This window comes from Leifsonia sp. L25, assembly GCF_050632895.1.
Genome location: NZ_JBODRZ010000003.1, coordinates 692,162 through 711,402, shown reverse-complemented (window position 1 = coordinate 711,402; position 19,241 = coordinate 692,162). Strand labels below are relative to the sequence as shown.

19 protein-coding genes and 3 pseudogenes are annotated in these 19,241 nt (G+C 69.4%); 12 read left to right on the top strand and 10 right to left on the bottom strand.

Annotation, left to right across the window (positions count from 1 at the left end):
• The first annotated feature begins 46 nt into the window (after window positions 1-46).
• The 4 genes from rplJ (at window position 47) to ACRAWC_RS07285 (ending at window position 2,123) form a co-directional block, all read left to right on the top strand.
• Window positions 47-562 (top strand): 50S ribosomal protein L10, encoded by a 516-nt coding sequence (gene rplJ, locus ACRAWC_RS07300; protein ID WP_369960998.1) that lies wholly within the window; start codon window positions 47-49, stop codon window positions 560-562.
• Window positions 563-614: 52 nt separating this feature from the next.
• Window positions 615-1,004 (top strand): 50S ribosomal protein L7/L12, encoded by a 390-nt coding sequence (gene rplL, locus ACRAWC_RS07295; RefSeq protein WP_185278456.1) that lies wholly within the window; start codon window positions 615-617, stop codon window positions 1,002-1,004.
• Window positions 1,005-1,238: 234 nt separating this feature from the next.
• Window positions 1,239-1,376 (top strand): hypothetical protein, encoded by a 138-nt coding sequence (locus ACRAWC_RS07290; RefSeq protein ID WP_431347130.1) that lies wholly within the window; start codon window positions 1,239-1,241, stop codon window positions 1,374-1,376.
• Window positions 1,377-1,592: 216 nt separating this feature from the next.
• Window positions 1,593-2,123, top strand: a complete 531-nt coding sequence (locus ACRAWC_RS07285) for a class I SAM-dependent methyltransferase (RefSeq protein ID WP_431347129.1) — start codon at window positions 1,593-1,595, stop codon at window positions 2,121-2,123.
• Here the strand turns inward: ACRAWC_RS07285 and ACRAWC_RS07280 are convergent.
• Window positions 2,078-3,526 carry an amino acid permease gene (locus ACRAWC_RS07280; RefSeq protein ID WP_431347128.1) on the bottom strand — a complete coding sequence of 483 codons (1,449 nt, stop codon included), beginning with the start codon at window positions 3,524-3,526 and terminating at the stop codon, window positions 2,078-2,080. The two genes, ACRAWC_RS07285 and ACRAWC_RS07280, sit on opposite strands and share 46 nt — an antisense overlap.
• A gap of 65 nt (window positions 3,527-3,591) precedes the next feature.
• On the opposite strand from ACRAWC_RS07280, the gene ACRAWC_RS07275 reads away from it, so the two are divergent.
• Window positions 3,592-4,104 (top strand): MarR family winged helix-turn-helix transcriptional regulator, encoded by a 513-nt coding sequence (locus tag ACRAWC_RS07275; protein ID WP_431347127.1) that lies wholly within the window; start codon window positions 3,592-3,594, stop codon window positions 4,102-4,104.
• Window positions 4,105-4,163: 59 nt separating this feature from the next.
• The gene (locus ACRAWC_RS07270) at window positions 4,164-5,402 is read left to right on the top strand and encodes an MFS transporter (protein ID WP_431347126.1); all 1,239 of its coding nucleotides are present in this window, start codon (window positions 4,164-4,166) and stop codon (window positions 5,400-5,402) included.
• A 239-nt stretch (window positions 5,403-5,641) separates the two neighbouring features.
• Here ACRAWC_RS07270 and ACRAWC_RS07265 read toward each other — a convergent pair whose 3' ends face one another.
• The 6 genes and pseudogenes from ACRAWC_RS07265 to ACRAWC_RS07240 form a co-directional block, all read right to left on the bottom strand.
• Entirely contained in the window at window positions 5,642-6,436 is a 795-nt protein-coding gene (locus ACRAWC_RS07265; protein WP_431347125.1) for a LacI family DNA-binding transcriptional regulator, read from the bottom strand.
• Window positions 6,437-6,570: 134 nt separating this feature from the next.
• Window positions 6,571-6,648, bottom strand: a pseudogene (locus ACRAWC_RS07260) (LacI family DNA-binding transcriptional regulator); the annotation flags it as partial.
• 10 nt (window positions 6,649-6,658) lie between these two features.
• A complete protein-coding gene (locus ACRAWC_RS07255; RefSeq protein ID WP_431347124.1) occupies window positions 6,659-6,895 on the bottom strand; it encodes a hypothetical protein in 237 nt (78 codons plus the stop codon).
• A gap of 4 nt (window positions 6,896-6,899) precedes the next feature.
• Window positions 6,900-7,790 carry a carbohydrate ABC transporter permease gene (locus ACRAWC_RS07250; RefSeq protein WP_431349386.1) on the bottom strand — a complete coding sequence of 297 codons (891 nt, stop codon included), beginning with the start codon at window positions 7,788-7,790 and terminating at the stop codon, window positions 6,900-6,902.
• 19 nt (window positions 7,791-7,809) lie between these two features.
• The gene (locus tag ACRAWC_RS07245) at window positions 7,810-8,844 is read right to left on the bottom strand and encodes a carbohydrate ABC transporter permease (RefSeq protein ID WP_431347123.1); all 1,035 of its coding nucleotides are present in this window, start codon (window positions 8,842-8,844) and stop codon (window positions 7,810-7,812) included.
• Window positions 8,845-8,926: 82 nt separating this feature from the next.
• Window positions 8,927-10,219 (bottom strand): ABC transporter substrate-binding protein, encoded by a 1,293-nt coding sequence (locus ACRAWC_RS07240; RefSeq protein WP_431347122.1) that lies wholly within the window; start codon window positions 10,217-10,219, stop codon window positions 8,927-8,929.
• Window positions 10,220-10,478: 259 nt separating this feature from the next.
• On the opposite strand from ACRAWC_RS07240, the gene ACRAWC_RS07235 reads away from it, so the two are divergent.
• Both ACRAWC_RS07235 and ACRAWC_RS07230 read left to right on the top strand, forming a co-directional pair.
• Entirely contained in the window at window positions 10,479-12,359 is a 1,881-nt protein-coding gene (locus tag ACRAWC_RS07235; RefSeq protein WP_431349385.1) for an ABC transporter ATP-binding protein, read from the top strand.
• 96 nt (window positions 12,360-12,455) lie between these two features.
• Window positions 12,456-13,717: pseudogene (locus tag ACRAWC_RS07230) on the top strand (Nramp family divalent metal transporter).
• Between the two features lie 3 nt (window positions 13,718-13,720).
• On the opposite strand, the gene ACRAWC_RS07225 reads toward ACRAWC_RS07230, so the two are convergent.
• Window positions 13,721-14,392 carry a metal-dependent transcriptional regulator gene (locus ACRAWC_RS07225; RefSeq protein ID WP_431347121.1) on the bottom strand — a complete coding sequence of 224 codons (672 nt, stop codon included), beginning with the start codon at window positions 14,390-14,392 and terminating at the stop codon, window positions 13,721-13,723.
• 86 nt (window positions 14,393-14,478) lie between these two features.
• Between ACRAWC_RS07225 and ACRAWC_RS07220 the strand changes: the two genes are divergently transcribed.
• The 4 genes and pseudogenes from ACRAWC_RS07220 to ACRAWC_RS07205 all read left to right on the top strand — a co-directional run bounded on the left by ACRAWC_RS07220 (window position 14,479) and on the right by ACRAWC_RS07205 (window position 18,654).
• On the top strand, window positions 14,479-15,843 hold the full coding sequence (locus tag ACRAWC_RS07220) for a cystathionine beta-synthase (RefSeq protein ID WP_431347120.1): 1,365 nt from the start codon (window positions 14,479-14,481) through the stop codon (window positions 15,841-15,843).
• Window positions 15,844-15,884: 41 nt separating this feature from the next.
• A pseudogene (locus ACRAWC_RS07215) lies at window positions 15,885-17,029 on the top strand (cystathionine gamma-synthase).
• Window positions 17,030-17,196: 167 nt separating this feature from the next.
• Window positions 17,197-18,309 carry a carboxylate-amine ligase gene (locus ACRAWC_RS07210; protein ID WP_431347119.1) on the top strand — a complete coding sequence of 371 codons (1,113 nt, stop codon included), beginning with the start codon at window positions 17,197-17,199 and terminating at the stop codon, window positions 18,307-18,309.
• A gap of 75 nt (window positions 18,310-18,384) precedes the next feature.
• Window positions 18,385-18,654: a hypothetical protein gene (locus ACRAWC_RS07205; protein ID WP_185278434.1), complete on the top strand. Its 270-nt coding sequence runs from the start codon at window positions 18,385-18,387 to the stop codon at window positions 18,652-18,654.
• A gap of 39 nt (window positions 18,655-18,693) precedes the next feature.
• Here the strand turns inward: ACRAWC_RS07205 and ACRAWC_RS07200 are convergent, their stop codons facing one another.
• Complete coding sequence (locus ACRAWC_RS07200; protein WP_179607925.1) at window positions 18,694-18,900, bottom strand: hypothetical protein; 207 nt, start codon at window positions 18,898-18,900, stop codon at window positions 18,694-18,696.
• Between the two features lie 165 nt (window positions 18,901-19,065).
• Window positions 19,066-19,227 (bottom strand): hypothetical protein, encoded by a 162-nt coding sequence (locus ACRAWC_RS07195; RefSeq protein ID WP_431347118.1) that lies wholly within the window; start codon window positions 19,225-19,227, stop codon window positions 19,066-19,068.
• Between the last annotated feature and the right edge of the window lie 14 nt (window positions 19,228-19,241).

Below are 19,241 nucleotides of genomic sequence, written 5' to 3'. Positions count from 1 at the left end.
CGTACACCGCTCCCGCGGTGTGCGAGAAGACAACCGAGGAGTAGCCATGGCGAACAAGGAAGCCACGGTCGCCGAGCTCGAAGGACTGTTCGAGAGCTCGACCGCCGTTCTGCTGACCGAGTACCGCGGTCTCACTGTTGCTCAGCTCAAGACGCTGCGCAAGTCCATCAGTGAGCACGCGACGTACGCCGTGGTGAAGAACACGCTGACCAAGATCGCGGCCAACAACCAGGGAATCTCGTCGTTCGACGAGGAACTGGTCGGGCCGTCCGCGATCGCGTTCGTGCACGGCGACCCTGTCGCCGTCGCGAAGGCTCTGCGTGACTTCACCAAGGCAAACCCTCTGCTGGTGGTCAAGGGCGGTTACTTCGACGGTAACCCGCTGACCGCAGAAGAGGTAGGCAAGCTCGCCGACCTCGAGTCCCGTGAGGTTCTGCTGGCCAAGCTGGCCGGCGCCTTCAAGGCCTCGCTGTTCGGAGCCGCATATCTGTTCAACGCACCGCTGTCGAAGGCCGTTCGCACGGTCGACGCGCTGCGTGAGAAGCAGGAGTCCGCTGCCTGATCCTTCCCGGATCAGCGCGCGGTGAGTAACCACACACACTAAGGAGAAAATCATGGCAAAGCTGTCGACTGACGAGCTGCTCGACGCCTTCAAGGAGCTCACGCTCATTGAGCTCAGCGAGTTCGTGAAGAAGTTCGAGGAGACCTTCGAGGTCACCGCCGCCGCTCCCGTCGCCGTGGCCGCCCCGGCCGCCGGTGGCGCGGGTGCCGCTGCCGAAGAGGTCGAGGAGAAGGACTCGTTCGACGTCGTCCTCGAGGCCGCCGGTGACAAGAAGATCCAGGTCATCAAGGAGGTGCGCGCCCTCACCAGCCTCGGCCTCGGTGAGGCGAAGGCCCTCGTTGACGGCGCTCCGAGCACCGTGCTCGAAGGCGCCAACAAGGAGACCGCCGAGAAGGCGAAGGCTCAGCTCGAAGAGGCTGGCGCCACCATCACCCTCAAGTAGTAGCCGCCCCATCGGGGCTTCTTCTACCGCAGGCTGATCAGCCACGCGACGCGGACTCCTTCTGTAACAGAGTGTTCCGCGTTGTGGAGGGCGTCGCCCCTGTAACGGGGCGGCGCCCTTCGCGGTTTAACTGCGAAGGTTCGCGGCGCGGACGCTCGTCCCACCAGAGCGTCCGATCGCGCCTGCCCGCGTGCATCGGTGTGCAAGGACGCACAACCGGAAGAAGAGACCACGATGAATACCTGGCGCAAGCTCGCCTCCACCCTGCGCGGACTCGGGGCCGCGCTCCTGCACGGTGACGACCGCGACAGCGGCGCCCACCCGCCGGATCTGTGCCGCAGGACCCTCCTGTACGACCGGTACCTGCGGTAAACCGAACCCACACGAAACGCCCCCGTCCTGCGCGGATGGGGGCGTTTCGACGTCCTAGGGTCGGACGGTGGACAGTGAGCACGAGGCGCGAGTCGCCTATGACCGGGTGGCCGAGGACTACGCGGCGCTGCTGCAGGGAGAGCTCGAGAAGCTCCCCGTGGAGCGGGCGATGCTTGCGGCCTTCGCCGAGCAGGTCGCCGCCGACGGCGGGGAGCGGTGGCGGACATCGGCTGCGGTCCCGGCCGCGTCTCCGGGTTCCTCGCCGGCATCGGCGTCGAGGTGCGCGGCGTCGACCTGTCGCCCGGGATGATCGACGTCGCTCGGCGCGGCCACCCCGGGATCCCGTTCGAGGTGGCGTCGATGGCGGCCCTGCCGTTCCGCGACGGCGAGCTCGCCGGTGCGCTGGCCTGGTACTCGATCATCCACATCCCGCAGGATCGGCAGGACGCCGTGTTCGCCGAGTTCGCCCGCGTGATCCGCCCGGGAGGCCGGCTGCTGCTGGCGTTCCAGGTGAGCGAGCAGGGCGACGAGGACGTCGTGCACCTCCGTCAGGCCTACGGTCACGAGCTCGACCTGCGCACCCGGCGGCAGTCGCCCGCACGCGTGAAGGCGAGGCTAGCGGAGGCCGGCTTCACCCTGCGAGCCGAGCTCGTCCGGGAGCCGGTGGCTCCGGAGAAGTCGCGTCAGGCGTTCCTGCTGGCTCAGCGCACGGCGGACTCCGCCTCCGAGGCGGCAGCCGCCTCCTGAGCCGCGTGCGCTCGCACCCGGCCGCGCACCAGGAACCAGCCCGCCACCAGCAGCGGCACCATGACCACCACGGCCGCGCCGAACGTGATCGTGCCCATCGGCCAGTCGAACAGGATGAGCAGCGCGACCGTGACGAGGAAGCCGAGCGTCAGGTAACTGGTGAACGGGGCCCCCGGCATCCGGAACGACGGCCTCGTCAGCCGGCCGGCGTCGGCGAGGAACCGCAGCTTGAGCTGGCAGATCACGATGATCGCCCAGACCCACAGCATCGCGATGGAGGTCAGGTTGATCCCGATCTCGAACGCGTCGCCCGGCACGACCAGGTTCAGGGCGACGCCGACGAGCGCGACGGCGCCCGTGATGAGGATGCCGCCGTAGGGGACGCCGCCTTTGTTCATCCGCAGCGCGAACCGCGGCGCCGCACCGCGCAGGGCCAGCGTCCGGGCGATCCGGCCGGTCGAGTAGAGGCCCGCGTTGAGTGACGAGAGCGCCGCGGTCAGGACGACGAGGTTCATGATCGCGTCGGCGCCGTCGACGCCGATCGAGGAGAAGAACGTGACGAACGGACTCTCGTCCTTGCGGTAGGCCGTGTAGGGGAGGAGCAGGGAGAGCAGCAGCACCGATCCCACATAGAACAGCAGGATGCGCACCAGGATGGTGTTGATCGCGCGCGGCATGGTCTTCTGCGGGTCCTCGGTCTCGCCGGCGGCTGTGCCGATGAGCTCGATCGCTCCGTAGGCGAAGAGGACGCCGGGGACGACGAGGACGAGCGGCAGCAGCCCGTTGGGGATGAGGCCGCCGTGGTCGACGAGCAGCGCGAAGCCCGGCGTGCGGCCGTCGACCGGAGTGCCCCACACGACGAAGGCGACGCCGATCGCGAGGAACGCGACGAGCGCGACGACCTTGATCAGCGCGAACCAGAACTCCAGCTCGCCGAACACCTTCACCGAGAGCAGGTTGAGCAGCAGCACCACCGTGAGGGCGATCAGCGCGAACACCCACTGCGGGATCTCGGCCAGGACCGGGACGTACTTGCCGAAGAAGTGCATGTAGAGGGCGACCGCCGTCACATCGACGATTCCGATCATGCCCCAGTACATCCAGTACATCCAGCCGGTCACGAACGCGAGTTTCTCGCCGAAGAACTCGCGCGCGTACGACACGAACGAGCCGGAGTCCGGACGGTGCAGGATGAGCTCGCCGAGCGCGCGCAGGATGAGGTAGGCGAACACTCCGCAGACCGCGTACACGACGAGCAGGCCCGGGCCGCCGGAGTTGAGGCGTCCTCCGGCCCCGAGGAAGAGCCCGGTCCCGATCGCGCCGCCGATGGCGATCATCTGGATGTGGCGTCGCTTGAGGCCCTTGTGATAGGTGCCGTCGCCGGCCGGATCGGTTGAGGTCATTCGGAGATTCAACCAGGTGATGTGTGAGATTTTGAGCCGGCTTGATTTATATAGTCCGGCTATATATGCTTGTCACCGTGACCAAGACCCTGCCCGCCGGCATCAGCTCGAACACCATTGCAGACACCGCTCAGCTCCGCCACACTCTCGGCGACCTCGTCGTCGCGAGCCACCGTCTCACCCGGCTGGCCGCGCGCGTCACGGGCAGCACCGAATCCCCGGCGACCTGGCGGACGCTCAGTGTTCTGCAGACCGTCGGTGCGATGCGGCTCGGCGAGCTCGCCTCCCAGAGCCGCGTGTCCCAGCCGACGATGACCAAGCTTGTGCGCAACCTCGTCGATTCGGAGTGGGTCAAGCGCATCGCCGACGTGGACGATGCCCGCGCCTGGCAGATCGCGATCACCGCGAAGGGCGCCGAGGCGCTCCAGGACTGGCGCGACACCCTCTCCGAGGCCCTCGTGCCCATGTTCGCCGACCTCCGCGACGACGAGCTGGCCGCCATGCAGGCCACCGTCGAGATCATCGCGTCCCGCGTCGACCTCTCCACCGCGGCGTCGGCCGCCGTCGACGGCCGCTGAGGATTTCACCTCACCGTTCACTCTTCTCACCGCACAGACCTAGGAGGCCTCACTCGTCCATGTCCCATCAGAAGCCGGACAACATCCTCAAGCAGCCGACCGCCGTCTGGGCCGTCGCGTTCGCGTCGGTCATCGCCTTCATGGGCATCGGCCTCGTCGACCCGATCCTCCCGGCCATCGCCGCGAGCCTGCAGGCGACCCCGACCCAGACCGAGATGCTCTTCACGAGCTACCTGCTCATCACAGGTGTGGCGATGTTCTTCACGAGCTGGATCTCCAGCCGCATCGGCGCCAAGCGCACCCTGCTGATCGGCCTCGCGCTGATCGTGGTGTTCGCGCTCGCAGCAGGGCTGTCGCAGAACGTGTGGTCGATCATCGGCTTCCGTGCCGGCTGGGGCCTCGGTAACGCCCTCTTCATCTCCACGGCGCTCGCCACCATCGTCGGAGCCGCGGCGGGCGGGACGTCGGCGGCGATCATCCTCTACGAGGCCGCGCTGGGTCTGGGCATCGCCATCGGCCCGCTGCTCGGCGGCCTGCTCGGAAGCTGGAGCTGGCGCGGGCCGTTCTTCGGCACCGCGACCCTGATGGCCATCGGCTTCATCGCGATCGTGGTGATGCTCAAGAAGAACCTCGACAAGCCCGTACCGACGAAGCTCTCCGCCCCGTTCCGCGCCCTCCGCCGGCCGGCCCTCGGGTTCCTGGCCGCCGCGGCGCTGTTCTACAACATCGGGTTCTTCGTCCTGCTGGCGTACACACCGTTCGCCCTCGCCGACCTCGGCGTCACGTCTGCGATCACGCTCGGCCTGATCTTCTTCGGCTGGGGTGTCGCCCTCGCGATCACGTCGGTGTGGGTCGCGCCGCTGCTCACCGCGCGGCTGCCGCGGACCCGCGTGCTGTGGCTGATCATGCCGCTGCTGGCTCTGGACCTCGCCGCGGCCGGTCTGCTGGTGGGATCGCTGGCCGCGCTGATCGTGTGCGTGATCGTCGGCGGTCTGCTGCTCGGCATCCTGAACACGGTCCTGACCGAGTGCGTGATGGAGGCCACCGACCTCCCTCGCTCTGTCGCGTCGAGCGCATACTCCGGCGTCCGGTTCCTCGGTGGCGCGATCGCCCCGCCCGCGGCGACGCTTCTGGCGGGCCTGTTCGCGCGGTCGACCCCGTTCTACGCCGGAGCCGTCTCTGTCCTGATCGCCGTCGCCCTGGTCATGCTCGGCCACAAGCACCTCAAGCGCGTCGACGCCCCGCAGGAGACGCCGGAGCAGGAGGCCGAAGTGCTGGCGCTCGCGGATGCGGACTGAGCCTGAACCGGTTCAAAAGTGAAGAGCCGCCCTGTCCTAGTCAGGGCGGCTCTTCCCGTACGCGCCGAAGCGTCGGTACGGACGGACTGTCGGCGGTCGATCGTGCCTACCCGAAAGGCGCGATCGGCCAACGGCCGCACGACCTATTGTTTCAGATCGCGAGGCGCTGAGCGTTCATATCCGACCGGATTCGCGAAAATCCGCAACGGTTTGTCGGACGCGTGTACGAACTCGCAGGTTCAGCGCGGCGGCGCGGTCGACGTGCGCACCACCAGGTGCGCGGATGAGCGCACCGAGCCGACCCGCGGCTCACCGCCGCCCAACTCGTCCAGGAGGATGCGCGTGGCCACCGCCCCCTGCTCGAACGGGCTCTGCGCCATCGTCGTGAGCCCGAAGCACTCCGAGAAGTCGTGGTCGTCGATGCCGATGACCGAGAGGTCGTCCGGCACGCGCAGGCCGTGGTCGCCCGCGGCGAGGATGGCGCCCATCGCCATCTCGTCCGAACCGGCGAACACGGCCGTCGGCCGCGGGCCAGGCCGGTCGAGCAGCCTGTTCATCGCGGCGCGGCCCTCGGGCAGGGAGAACCCGCCGGGGATGACCCACTCCGGCCGCACAGGGAGGTGCGCCGCCCGCATGGCCTTCTCGAAGCCGCGCAGCCTTCCGGCGGGCACGTTGCTGTTGAGGCCTTCCTCGTCCTCGCCTCCCAGATGAGCGATCTCGGTGTGGCCGAGGCCGATCAGGTGGTTCGTGGCCTCCTTCGCCGTCGCCTTCTCGTCGATCCCGACACTGCGCAGCCCCTTGACCGGTCCGCCGACCACGATGGTCGGGTGCCCGAGCGACGCGAGCTGCTCGCGCTCGTCGGGCGTGAAGTCGAGGCACAGCGCCAGCAGTGCGTCCGTGCGCTTGCGGAGGATGCTGCGGTGGAAGACCCGCTCCCGGTCGCCGCGGTGGCCCCCAGGTTGAACAGGATCATGTCGTAGCTGGCCGATCGCAGCTCCGCGTCGACGCCCTCCAGCACCTGGGTGTAGAACCACCGGCTGACCGACGGCACGACCACCCCGAGCGCCAGGGTGCGGCCGCTGGCGAGCCCGGACGCGCTGGACGACGCGACGTAGCCCAACTCGTCCGCGGCGCGGCGGACCGCAGCCCGCGTCGTGTCAGAGACGTTGGGGAGGCCCCGTAGCGCGCGCGAGACCGTCGCGGTTGAGACCCCGGTCGCGCGCGCGACCTCCTCGATTCCTGCCATGCTTCCCCCGTCAGGAGTCCTGGCCCGCTCGCGCTTCCTCTGCCCGCAGGCGCGACGCGTGGATGCGGCGCCGCGCCTGCAGCAGAAGGATGAAGACGACCACGAGCACGAGCGAGACCAGAGCCCACGTGAGCGCGGGCTGCCCGGTGAGCTCGCAGGAGGCGGTGATGATCACGAAGACGACCGCGAAGAAGCCGACGAACCCCAGTCCGAGGTCGACGAACTCCTTCGGGTCGTTCCTTCGCATCCGCTCAGCCCTTCACTCCACCGGCCGTGAGGCCCGCGACGATCCGGCGCTGGAAGATCAGCACCAGGATGATGAGCGGGACGGTCACGATCGTACCGGCCGCCATGATGGCCGTGTACGGCTCCTGGTGCGGCTGGCTCCCGGTGAAGGACGCGATGGCGACCGTCACCGGCTGCGTCCTGTCGCTCGAGAGCTGGCTGGAGATCAGGAACTCGTTCCACGAGGAGATGAACGCCAGGATCGCGGTCGTGAACACCGCGGGCGCCGCCAGCGGCAGGATGATCTTGCGGAACGCCTGCGCCTGCGTGCAGCCGTCGATGCGGGCAGCCTCCTCCAGGTCCCACGGCATCTCGCGGAAGAACGAGACGAGCGTGTAGACGGTCAGCGGGAGGGCGAACGAGATCTCCGGAATGATCAGCGCCTGGTAGGTGCCCATCCACCCGATGTTCGTGAACAGCTGGAACAGCGGGGTGATGAGCGCGACGCCCGGGAACATCGAGGCGGCCAGGATGATCCCGAGGATGACGCCCTTGAACTTGAAGTCGAGGCGTGCGAGCGCGTACGACGCGAAGATGCCGACGACGAGCGAGATCAGCGTCACGCAGACGCCGATCAACAGCGAGTTCAGCAACGCGCCGGGGAGGTTGTTCCCGAGCTTGGTGGAGAGCGCCGTCGCGTAGTTGTCGAGTGTCACGTGCGTGAACCACGGGGTGTTGTCGCTCGTGTACCCGACTTCGCGGAACGAGGTGACGACCATCCAGTAGAACGGGAGCAGACACCAGAGCACGACGACGATCGCCTGGATGCCGGTGCGGAGGCTCTGGTTCCTGTTGCGCTGCTTGCTGCGGTTCTTCGTGCGGGTCCGGGGAGGGCGTTCGCCTCCGCGGTGGCCGATGCGGGGCCGGCGACGGTGGTCATCCCTTTGCTCCCTTCGCTTGCGTCTCCTGCGTTCGCACCACGTTCGTGCCGAGGAACCGCACGAAGATGAACGCGACCAGGAAGATCAGGATGAATGTGATGGTGGAGAGGGCGGCAGCGCTGTTGAAGCCCTGCCTGATCTGATCGACCACGAGGATGGACAGTGTCGTCGTCGCATGGCCGGTGCCTCCGCCGCCGCCCGTCAGGATCTGCGGGAGGTCGTAGATGCGCAGCGCGTCGAGCACGCGGAACAGGACCGCGACCATCAGCGCCGGCCTCAGCAGGGGCATCGTGACCCGCCAGAACCGCTGCCAGGTGCTCGCGCCGTCCATCTTCGCCGCCTCGTAGACGTCCTCCGGGATGATCTGGAGGCCGGCCAGGATGAGGAGCGCCATGAACGGCGTCGTCTTCCAGGTGTCGGCGATGATGACCGCGAACCGGGATGCCCATTCATCGCTCGTCCAGAGGATGTGCGTGCTGAGCACGGCGTTGGCGACACCGGCGACCGAGAAGATGAAAAACCACAGCTTCGCGGTGACGGCGGTGGGGATCGCCCACGGGATGAGGATGGCGGCACGGACGAAGCCGCGGCCGCGGAAGGCGCGGTTCATGATGAGCGCGAACCAGAGACCGAGGATGGTCTCCAGGATCACGGTGGTGACCGTGAAGAAGAAGGTGACCCCGACGGCGCTCCAGAAGGTGGAGCCGAGGTTTCCGGGCGGGCACGAGACCGTGGTCCCGTTCGGGCCGGCGCACTGCTGGAACAGCCAGTGGGCGTAGTTCTGGAAGCCGGCGAAGCCGCCCTGCACGAACAGGCCGGTCGCGGGATCGAGGCCCGCGTCCTTCTGGAAGGACATCACGATGGCGCTCACGATCGGGTAGCCGATCACGACGGCGAGCAGAACGATCGTGGGGAGGATCAGGTAGAGGGCCCAGCGGCTCTGCTGGCGGTGGACGTGCTTGACGCCGGCGCGCTGCTCAGGTGGCCTGTTCTTCGTGGATGAGGGGGCGACGACGTTCGACGTTGACATGTGCTGCCTCCGGGAGGAAAGCGGGAAGTGTGTGGAGCCGGGCGGCGGGAGAGGTCCCGCCGCCCGGCGACCGTGATGGGCTCTACTGGCCCGCGCTCGCGGTCTTGATGGCCGCCGACATGTCCTTGAGCGCCTGGTCGACCGACTTGTCGCCCTTCAGGGCGGCGTAGGCGTTGTCCTGAACGGCCTTGGTGATGGCCGGGTAGAACGGCGACACGGGACGCGGGACCGCGTTCTCGATCGACGTCTTCAGGGTGGACAGGTAGGGCAGCTGGCTGTTCAGGCCCGGGTCGCTGTACAGCGAGGACAGCACCGGCGCGAGGGAGCCCTGCGTCACGAAGAACTTCTGGGTCTCTTCGCTCTGCAGGAACTTCAGGAACGCGAACGCGGTCGCCTTGTGCTTGCTGTAGACGCTGATGGCGGCGTTGTGACCGCCCAGGCTGGACACGCCCGGCTTGTCGGCGCTGACGCCCGGCAGCGGTGCGATGCCGAAGGTGTCCTTCACCGTGGACGAACCGTCGGTCTTGGCCAGGTTGTAGACGTACGGCCAGTTGCGCAGGAACATCAGCTTGCCGGCCTCGAACGCCTGGCGGCCCTGCTCCTCCTGGTACGTGATGGCCTCGGCCGGGATCTGGCCGTTCTTGAAGCCGTCCACCAGGCGGGTCAGACCCGCGTTGGCCTGCGAGCTGTCGACCGTGACGGTCTTGCCGTCGTCGCCGACGATGGTGCCGCCGTTGGTGTTGATGGCCTCGGCCACGTTCACCGTCAGGCCCTCGTACTGGGCGAACTGACCGGCGTAGCAGCCGATGCCCTTCGCCTTGGCGATGTCGCAGTCCTTGAGCATGTCGGCCCAGGTCTTGGGCGGTGTGGGGACGAGATCCTTGCGGTAGTACAGGATGCCGCCGTCGGAAGTCTGCGGGGCCGCGTACTGCGTGCCGTTGTAGGTGCCCGACTTGACGGTCGGCGCGAGCAGCTTCGAGTTGTCCATCTTGAGGTTGCCGGTCAGAGGCTGGAGCCAGCCCTTCGCCGCGAACTCGCCCGTCCACACGACGTCGACATCGACGACGTCGTAGTTCGGGTCCTTCGCCTGGAAGTGCTGCACCAGGTCGTCGTGCTGCTGGTCGGCCTGGTCGGTCTGCTCCTTGAAGGTGACCTTCTCGCTGGGGTGTGCTGCGTTCCACTTGTCGACCAGGGGGCGGACGACGTTCGAGTTGTCCTTGCCCTGCACGTAGGTGATGGGGCCTTTGCTGTCGAGGTTCGCGCCGGCGTCGCCGCCCGCGCTTCCTCCGGATCCTGAACCGCCGCCGGTGCATCCCGCGAGGGCCATGCCGGCGATGGCGACCCCTGCGATCACGGCGAGACGTGCTGCTTTCATTTCACTCCTCGTTGAGCTAGTGGTGCTCGATGTTGAGCGTGGTGCTCTTGGTGCAGGCGCGGGTGCGCCCGGGCTCAAGGTACTCCGGGGATGCAATCTGTGCAAGCGTTTACGTCAAGCGCTTGCATTGCGATTCGGTCACGGCGGCTCCCGCCGTCGAACCCCGGGACGCACCTTCCCGCGCGGTCGTTCCTCCGACGGCGTAACCGACCCGGCGACCGTGCTTCCGGCGCCGACGTAGGCTTTCCTCGTGAGCGGAATGCGTGGCATGGGCGGAGGCGGCGGTGGCATGCGCTCCCGGGTCAGCGGCGGCGACGCGGCGGCGCAGCGGGCGCTGAACGCGGAGGCCCCGCGCATCCCGCACCTGTTCCGCCGGATCGTGTCGCTGTTCGCCGCGCACAAGGCCGCGATCATCACGACGATGGTGCTGGTGCTCATCGGCGCGGCGCTTTCCGTCGTTCCGCCGCTGCTCACCCAGCGCGCCTTCGACCAGGGGCTCTTCCCGAAGTCCGGCAGGCCGGACATGCCGGTGCTGGTCGAGATCGTCGTGGTGATGATCGTGGTGTTCGTCGGGTCCGCGCTGCTCGGCGTCTGGCAGACCTACCTGACCTCCTCGGTCGGCAACAAGGTGATGGGCGCGCTGCGGGTGCGGCTGTTCTCGCACCTGCAGTCGATGGAGCTGAGCTTCTTCACCAAGACCAAGACCGGCATCATCCAGTCGCGGCTGCAGAACGACGTCGGCGGCGTCGCCAACGTGCTCACCAACACGATGTCGAGCATCCTCGGCAACACGGTGACGGTGATCGCCGCGCTGGTGGCGATGCTGCTGCTCAACTGGCAGCTGACCATCGTCGCGGTCATCCTGATGCCCATCCTGGTGATCGCCCAGCGCCGGGTCGGCCAGGTGCGCGCGCGGATCGCGACCCGGACGCAGGAGTCGCTGTCGGACATGACCGCGATCACGCAGGAGACCCTGAGCGTGTCCGGCATCCTGCTCTCCAAGAGCTTCAACCGGCAGCAGGCCGAGACCGAGCGCTACTCGGACGAGAACCGCACCCAGATCCGGCTGCAGGTGTCGCAGTCGATGAGCGGGCAGTGGTTCTTCGCGATGGTGAACATCTTCCTGTCGTCCATCCCGGCGATCGTCTACCTGGTCTCCGGCTGGCTGATCCTCGGCGGGGCGACCGACATCACCGCCGGAACGATCGTCGCGTTCACGACCGTGCAGGCGCGGCTGCTGTTCCCGCTGCTGGCGCTCATGCGGGTGGCGCTCGACCTGCAGACCTCCGGCGCGCTGTTCGCGCGGATCTTCGAGTACCTCGACCTGAAGCCGGCCATCGCCGACCGTCCGGACGCGGTGCCCGTCGACCCGGGGCGCGGCCTCGGCCGCATCGAGTTCGACCACGTGGTGTTCCGCTACCCGGACGCGCGGCCAGGGGAGCGCAACACCCTGGACGATGTGTCGTTCGTCATCGAGCCGGGCGAGTTCGCCGCGTTCGTCGGGCCGAGCGGCGCGGGCAAGACGACGGTGAGCTACCTCATCCCGCGCTTCTACGACACGACCTCCGGGCGCATCCTGTTCGGCGACACCGACCTGCGCGAGCTGCAGCAGGACTCGCTGGTCTCGCACATCGGCGTCGTGAGCCAGGAGACCTACCTCTTCCACGCGACCATCGCCGAGAACCTCCGCTACGCGCAGCCCGACGCGACGCAGGACGAGCTGGAGGCCGCGGCCAGGCGCGCGAACATCCACGAGACGATCGTCGGCTTCCCCGACGGCTACGACACGGTCGTGGGCGAGCGCGGCTACCGGCTGTCCGGCGGCGAGAAGCAGCGCATCGCGATCGCCCGGGTGCTGCTGAAGGACCCGGAGGTGCTCATCCTCGACGAGGCGACGAGCGCGCTCGACACCATCTCGGAACGGGTGGTGCAGCAGGCGCTCGACACGGCCTCCCGGGGCCGCACCACCATCGCGATCGCGCACCGGCTGTCGACGATCGTCGCCGCGGACGTCATCTTCGTGATCGATCACGGCCAGGTGGTCGAGCGCGGGACGCACCGCGAGCTGCTGGACATGGGCGGCGTCTACGCGCGCCTCTACCTCGAGCAGACCGAGACCGCCCTCCTCGACCGCGACTGACGCGCGCCCCTGGCGCCGAGGGGAACCTCAGGGCCCTTCAAACGCGCTCTGAGGGGCGTTTACGTGCCCTTCGATCGTTGTTAGGCTGGGCTAACAATGGAGTCAAGTGGAGCGAACGTGACGCTGGAGGTCGTGGAGCGGCCCGCGCGGTCGCGTCTGCGCCTGTGGTTCCTGCTCGGGCCGGCCTTCGTCGCCGCGATCGCGTACGTCGACCCGGGCAACGTCGCGGCCAACCTCACGGCGGGCGCGCGCTACGGCTACCTCCTGGTGTGGGTGCTCGTGGCGGCCAACGCGATCGCGGTCTTCGTGCAGTACCAGTCCGCGAAGCTCGGCATCGTGACCGGCCGGAGCCTCCCGGAGCTCCTCGGCGCGCGGCTCGGCACCGGCGCCCGGCGGGCGTACTGGGCGCAGGCCGAGCTGGTCGCCGCCGCGACCGACATCGCCGAGGTGATCGGCGGGGCCATCGCGCTGCAACTGCTGTTCGGCCTCCCGCTGCCGCTCGGCGGCGTGATCGTCGGCGTGGCCGCGATCGCGCTGCTCGCCGTGCAGACCCGGCGCGGGCAGCGGCCGTTCGAGGCGGTCATCCTGGTGCTGCTCGGCGTGATCGCGGTGGGCTTCCTGGCGGGGCTCGTGGTCAGCCCGGTCGACTGGAAGGCCGCGGCCGGGGACTTGTGCCGCGCTTCGACGGCGCCCCGACGGTCCTGCTGGCCGCGAGCATGCTCGGCGCGACGGTCATGCCGCACGCGATCTACCTGCACTCCGCGCTCGCCCGCGACCGGCACGGCACGGGAGGCGACGAGCGCCGCACGCGCACACTGCTGCGCGCGACCCGGCTGGACGTCGTGCTCGCGCTGGTGCTGGCCGGGGCGGTCAATATCGCGATGCTGCTGGTAGCCGCAGCGGCGCTGCCGGGCGTCGCAGGGACCGACACGATCGAGGGCGCGCACGCCGCGATCAGCGCGGCGCTCGGGCCGGCGATCGGCGTGATCTTCGCGGTCGGGCTGCTGGCGTCCGGGCTGGCGTCGGCCTCGGTCGGGAGCTACGCGGGGGCGACGATCATGGCCGGGCTGCTCCATCTGCGCGTCCCGCTGCTCGCCCGGCGGATCGTCACGCTCATCCCGGCCGTGGCGATCCTGTCGCTCGGCGTCGACCCGACCTGGGCCCTGGTGATCTCGCAAGTGTTCTTGAGCCTCGGCATCCCGTTCGCGATGATCCCGCTGCTGAGGCTGACCGGATCGCGCGCGGTGATGGGGGCGCGTGCGGACGCCGGCTGGGTGCGGGTCGCGGGCTGGGGCGTCGCCGGGCTCGTCGTCGTGCTCAACCTCGCGCTGGTCGTGCTCACGGTGCTGCCGCAGTAGCGCTCAGGCTCCGGCCACCCACACGGCCGCCGCTGCCGTCGCCCCGAGCACGATCGCCGCCTCGCCTCCGACGTGCACGGTCACGTCGCCCGCGAAGGCGCGGTGCTCGTCCACCGTCAGTTCGGTGTCGAGTCCGACACCGCGCTCGCCGAGGTAGCGCAGGACGGCAGGGTCGGCGTCCGAGATGCGCACGACGCTGAGCGGGACGCCGGCGGGCGCGGTCAGCAGCGGGACGGCCTCCGGACGCCGCGGGGTGCCGTCCGCGGTCGGGATGGGGTCGCCGTGCGGGTCGCGCGCCGGGAAGCCGAGCCGGCGGTCGATGCGGTCGACGAGCTGGTCCGAGACGGCGTGCTCCAGCACCTCGGCCTCGTCGTGCACCTCGTCCCAGCCGTAGCCGAGCTCCTCGACCAGGAACGTCTCGATCAGCCGGTGCCTGCGCACCATCGCGACCGCACCGCGCCGGCCGTCGTCGGTGAGTTCGATCGCGCCGTACGGCTCGTGCACGACCAGGCCCTGCTCGGCGAGCCGGCGGATGCCGTCGGACACTGTCGCGGCGCGCACGCCCATCCTCTCCGAGATCTGCTTGACGGTGATCGGATCGGCCGCCCACTCGGTGGCCGACCAGATCAGCTTCAGGTAGTCCTGTGCGACGGGCGAGAGATCGGACACCGGCATGGTGGAAGTCTAGGCGGCGGCCCGCAGCGCGAAGGAGCGGGGACACACAGCGGCAGCGGCGCGAGCGCCCTGTTACGGTGGACCGCGTGAAGTACGCAGAGACCATCGTCGACTTGGTCGGCGACACTCCGCTCGTGAAGCTCAACAAGCTGACCGACGGAATCGCGGCGACGGTGCTCGTCAAACTCGAGTACCTGAACCCCGGAGGCTCCTCCAAGGACCGCATCGCCTCCCGCATCCTCGACGCGGCGGAGGCCGAGGGGCTCCTGAAGCCCGGCGGCACCATCGTGGAGCCGACGAGCGGCAACACCGGCGTGGGCCTCGCGCTCGTCGCCCAGCAGCGCGGCTACCGCTGCGTGTTCGTGCTGCCCGACAAGGTGGGGGAGGACAAGCGCAACGTTCTCACCGCTTACGGCGCGGAGATCGTGGTGACGCCCACCTCGGTGCCCCCGGAGCACCAGGACTCCTATTACTCGGTGTCCGACCGGCTGGCTGCGGAGATCCCCGGGGCGTTCAAGCCCAACCAGTACTTCAACCCGAACGGCCCGCGCAGCCGCTACGAGACCACCGGTCCGGAGATCTGGCGCGACACCGACGGCCGGATCACCCACCTGGTGGCGGGCGTCGGCACCGGCGGCACGATCACGGGCACCGGCCGCTACCTCAAGGAGGTCTCCGAGGGCCGCGTCCGCATCGTCGGCGCCGACCCGGAAGGCTCGGTCTACTCCGGCGGCAGCGGCCGCCCGTACCTCGTGGAGGGCGTCGGCGAGGACTTCTGGCCCGGCGCGTACGACCCGAGCGTGGTCGACGAGGTCATCCCGGTCAGCGACGCCGACTCGTTCCACATGACCAGGCGGCTCGCCCGCGAGGAGGGCATCCTGGTCGGCGGCTCCAGCGGCATGGCCGTCGTGGCGGCGCTGCGTGCCGCGAAGGACCTCAGCGCCGACGACATCGTGGTGGTCATCCTCCCGGACGGCGGTCGCGGCTACCTGGCGAAGATCTTCAACGACAAGTGGATGCGCTCCTACGGCTTCAGCGAGGTGCCCGACGAGGCGACCGTGCACGACGTCATCCGCACGAAGCGAGGCGACCTGCCGGACCTCGTGCACGCGCACCCGTCCGACACCGTCCACGACGCCATCGAGATCATGAACACGTACGGCGTCTCGCAGCTCCCCGTACTGACGGCGGAACCGCCGGTCGTGATGGGCGAGGTCGCCGGGGCGCTCGACGAGCGCTCGCTGGTCGACGACGTGTTCGGCGGGCGCGCCAAGATGAGCGACCCGGTCGGAGCGCACCTGGGCGAGCCGCTGCCGCTGATCGGCGTCAACGAGCCGGTCACCGCGGCGCGGGCGGCGCTCGCCGTCGCGAACGCGCTGCTGGTGACGGAGGACGGCAAGCCCGTCGCCGTGCTGACCCGGCAGGACCTCCTCACCTACCTGAGCGAATAACCGCTCGACCTTCCATCCCCCGCATTGGAGTAAGGATCCCGATGACCCACGGTTTCGCCACGCGCGCCATCCACGTCGGCCAGGAGTTCGACCCGACCACGGGCGCCATCATCCCGCCGATCTACCAGACCTCGACGTTCGTGCAGGACGGCGTCGGCGGCCTCCGCGGCGGCTACGAGTATGGGCGTGCGGGCAACCCGACGCGCACCTCGCTCGAGTCGCTGCTGGCGTCCCTGGAGGGCGGCGTGCGCGCGCTGTCGTTCGCCTCGGGCCTCGCGGCCGAGGACGCGCTGCTGCGCGCGGTGCTGCGGCCGGGCGACCACGTGGTGCTCGGCAACGACGTCTACGGCGGCACCCACCGGCTCATCAACCGCATCCACGGCGCCTGGGACGTGCGCAACACCACCGTCGACCTCGGCGACCTGGACGCGGTCCGCGCCGCCCTCGGGACCGACCGCACCCGCGTGCTGTGGATCGAGACCCCGAGCAACCCGCTCATGAAGGTGAGCGACCTCGGCGCCCTCGTCGAGCTGGGCCATGCGGCCGGCGCGCTCGTCGTCGTGGACAACACGTTCGCGTCGCCCGCCCTCCAGCAGCCGCTGTCGTTCGGCGCGGACGTGGTGGTGCACTCCACCACCAAGTACCTCGGCGGCCACTCCGACGTGATCGGCGGCGCCCTGGTGTTCGCCGACGCCGAGCTCGCCGAGAAGGCTCAGTTCATCCAGTTCGCGGCCGGCGCCGTGTCGTCGCCGATGGACGCCTGGCTCACCGTCCGCGGCATCAAGACGCTCGACGTCCGGATGAAGCGGCACAGCGAGAACGCGCAGGCCATCGCGGAGGCGCTGGTCGGCCGTCCCGGGATCGACGCGGTGTACTACCCGGGGCTGCCGGATCACCCCGGCCACGAACTCGCCGCCCGGCAGATGAGCGGCTTCGGCGGCATGCTGTCGGTCGCGCTCAGCGGGGAGCCGCGGCCGCCAGGAGCTTCGCGGAGTCGACCGAGGTGTTCCAGCTCGCGGAGTCGCTCGGCGGCGTGGAGTCGCTGATCGGCTACCCGTCGGAGATGACGCACGCGTCGGTGCGCGGCACCGAGCTGGAGGTGCCGGACAACGTCATCCGCCTCTCGGTGGGCATCGAGGACGTCGCTGACCTGCTGGCCGACGTCGAGCAGGCGCTCGGCCGCTAGCGCGAGGAAGGAGACACGGTCGCGGATCTCCTTCCGCGCGGCGTCTGGAAGGACTGTCGTGGCGTGTCGAAGTCGGATCTCCTTCGCGAGCGTGCGCCGGGGTATCGGGCGGATTCACGGGATCCGGGGTATTGCTCCCGGAGGACCCCTCACCGATAGTGGTTGTCGTGAGGACTTTCGGGGTGGAGGAAGAACTCCTCCTGGTCGATGAACGCGGGATCGCGACTCCGGTCGCCCCGTACGCCCTGGCGGACGCCCCCGCCGGGACCGAGCAGAGGCTCGGCGCCGAGATCCAGCAGGAGATGATCGAGACGCAGACGCTGCCGCGGCTGACCACCGACGAGTTGTACGCGGACATCGTCGAGGGCCGCACCCTCGCCGACACGCTCGCCCGCCGGCACGGCGCCCGGGCCGTGGCGGTCGCGATGTCGCCCCTGCCGCTGCGCCCGCACGCCACCCCGGGCCCGCGCTACGACAAGATGATGGAGCGATACGGGCTCACCGCGAAGGGCACGCTGGTCTGCGGCTGCCACGTGCACGTCGCGATCCACTCCCGCGAGGAGGGCGTCGCCGTCCTCGACCGCATCCGCACGTGGCTGCCGGCACTGCTCGCGCTCACCGCCAACTCGCCTTTCGTGGGCGGCGTCGACACCGGGCACGCCAGTTACCGGTTCGTCGCCTGGCACCAGTGGCAGAGCGCCGGGCCGACCGACGTGTTCGGATCGGTGGAGGCCTACGACCGGTTCGAGCGCCTGCTGGTGGAGACCGGGGTCATCCTCGACAAGGCCATGCTCTACCTGGACGCGCGGGTGTCCCACAAGCAGCCCACCGTGGAGGTGCGGGTCGCCGACGTCTGCCTCGACGCCCGCGACACGGTCGTGCTGGCCGCGCTGGTGCGCGCCCTCGTCGACACCGCGGTCGGCGAGTGGCGTTCGGGCGTCCCGCCGCTGGCGACGCCCTCCGCCGCCCTCCGGCTGGCCGAGTGGCAGGCGGCGCTGACCGGGGTGGGCGGCAAACTCCCGCATCCCGTGACCGGCCGCGAAGGGACGGCGATCGACGCCCTCGACGCCCTGCTCGTCCACACGGCGCGGGCGCTGGAGAGCTACGGCGACCTCGAACTGGTGCGCAGCGGCGTCGACCGGATCCTGCGCAGCGGCGGCGGCGCCGGCCGGCAGCGGACCGCCCTCTCCCGGCGCGGACGGATGCGCGACGTCGTCGCCGAGGCGGTCGCGGTGACCCACGAGGCGGGCGACGAGGGCGACGGCCGCTTCGTGGCGTAGCAATCCCTTCCGCCGGAGGCTCGACGCGCTTACGCTTCGGACATAGAGATGGAGGGCCAGGACGTGGAGGCGGACATGACGGGGAAGGAACTGGCCCACCAGCACGCCGTGTACACCTACGGCACGCTCCCGCTCACGCTCATGTACAGCCCCACGGCGACGGCGGCGTGGGAGGTGTACTTCGGCGGCGACTACCTCGGCCTGGTCGAGGAGTCGCACATCCCCGGCGACCCGTGGCCGTCGTTCGTGGCACGACCGCCCGGCGAGGAGGAGACCGGCGACGGCATCCCCGCGCGGGACTGGCGCGTGGCTGTGGAACTGCTCGCGGCGCGGGCGGGGCTCTGAGCCGCTCCCGCACCGCAAGCCACTGCCTGCCGTCGACGGTCAGAAGGCGAACTGCGCCCACTCCGCCCGGTCGAGGCTCACGCGCTCGCCGTGCCGTTCGACCACCCAGTGCGAGGGCGTCCCCGCCAGGTAGGTGCAGAGCACGGTCTCGCTGCTCCAGCCGTCCGCGGACCGGATCCATCTCACCAGATGGATGTCCTGGCCCGGTTTCGGCGCGTTCCCGATCGGTGTCTCGTAGGTCGTCACGCTGCACCCCTCCCCAGTTGTGCAGCCGGTCCAGGACCGCCGGAGGCGCGCCTGACATCGCTTCCGCCGGACTCGGACTGGCTCCTTGGACTAGACCCTAGTGGGGTACAAGCCCGGGGGACAAGAGCATTCAGGTGAACGGAAGCGCACAGCTTTCGGACGGGTTCAGACCCCGGGGTCGTCCTCGTCGTCCGCGGCCGCGTCGTCCTCGGGCTCGAACACGCCGTCGGCGTCGTACGGGCCGCCGCCTTCGCCCTCCGCGAGGGCGTCGGTGTCGATGGGCTCGCCGGAGGGCGTCTCCGGCCAGTTCTCTTTCGCATCGGTCATGCCGCGATGGTAGG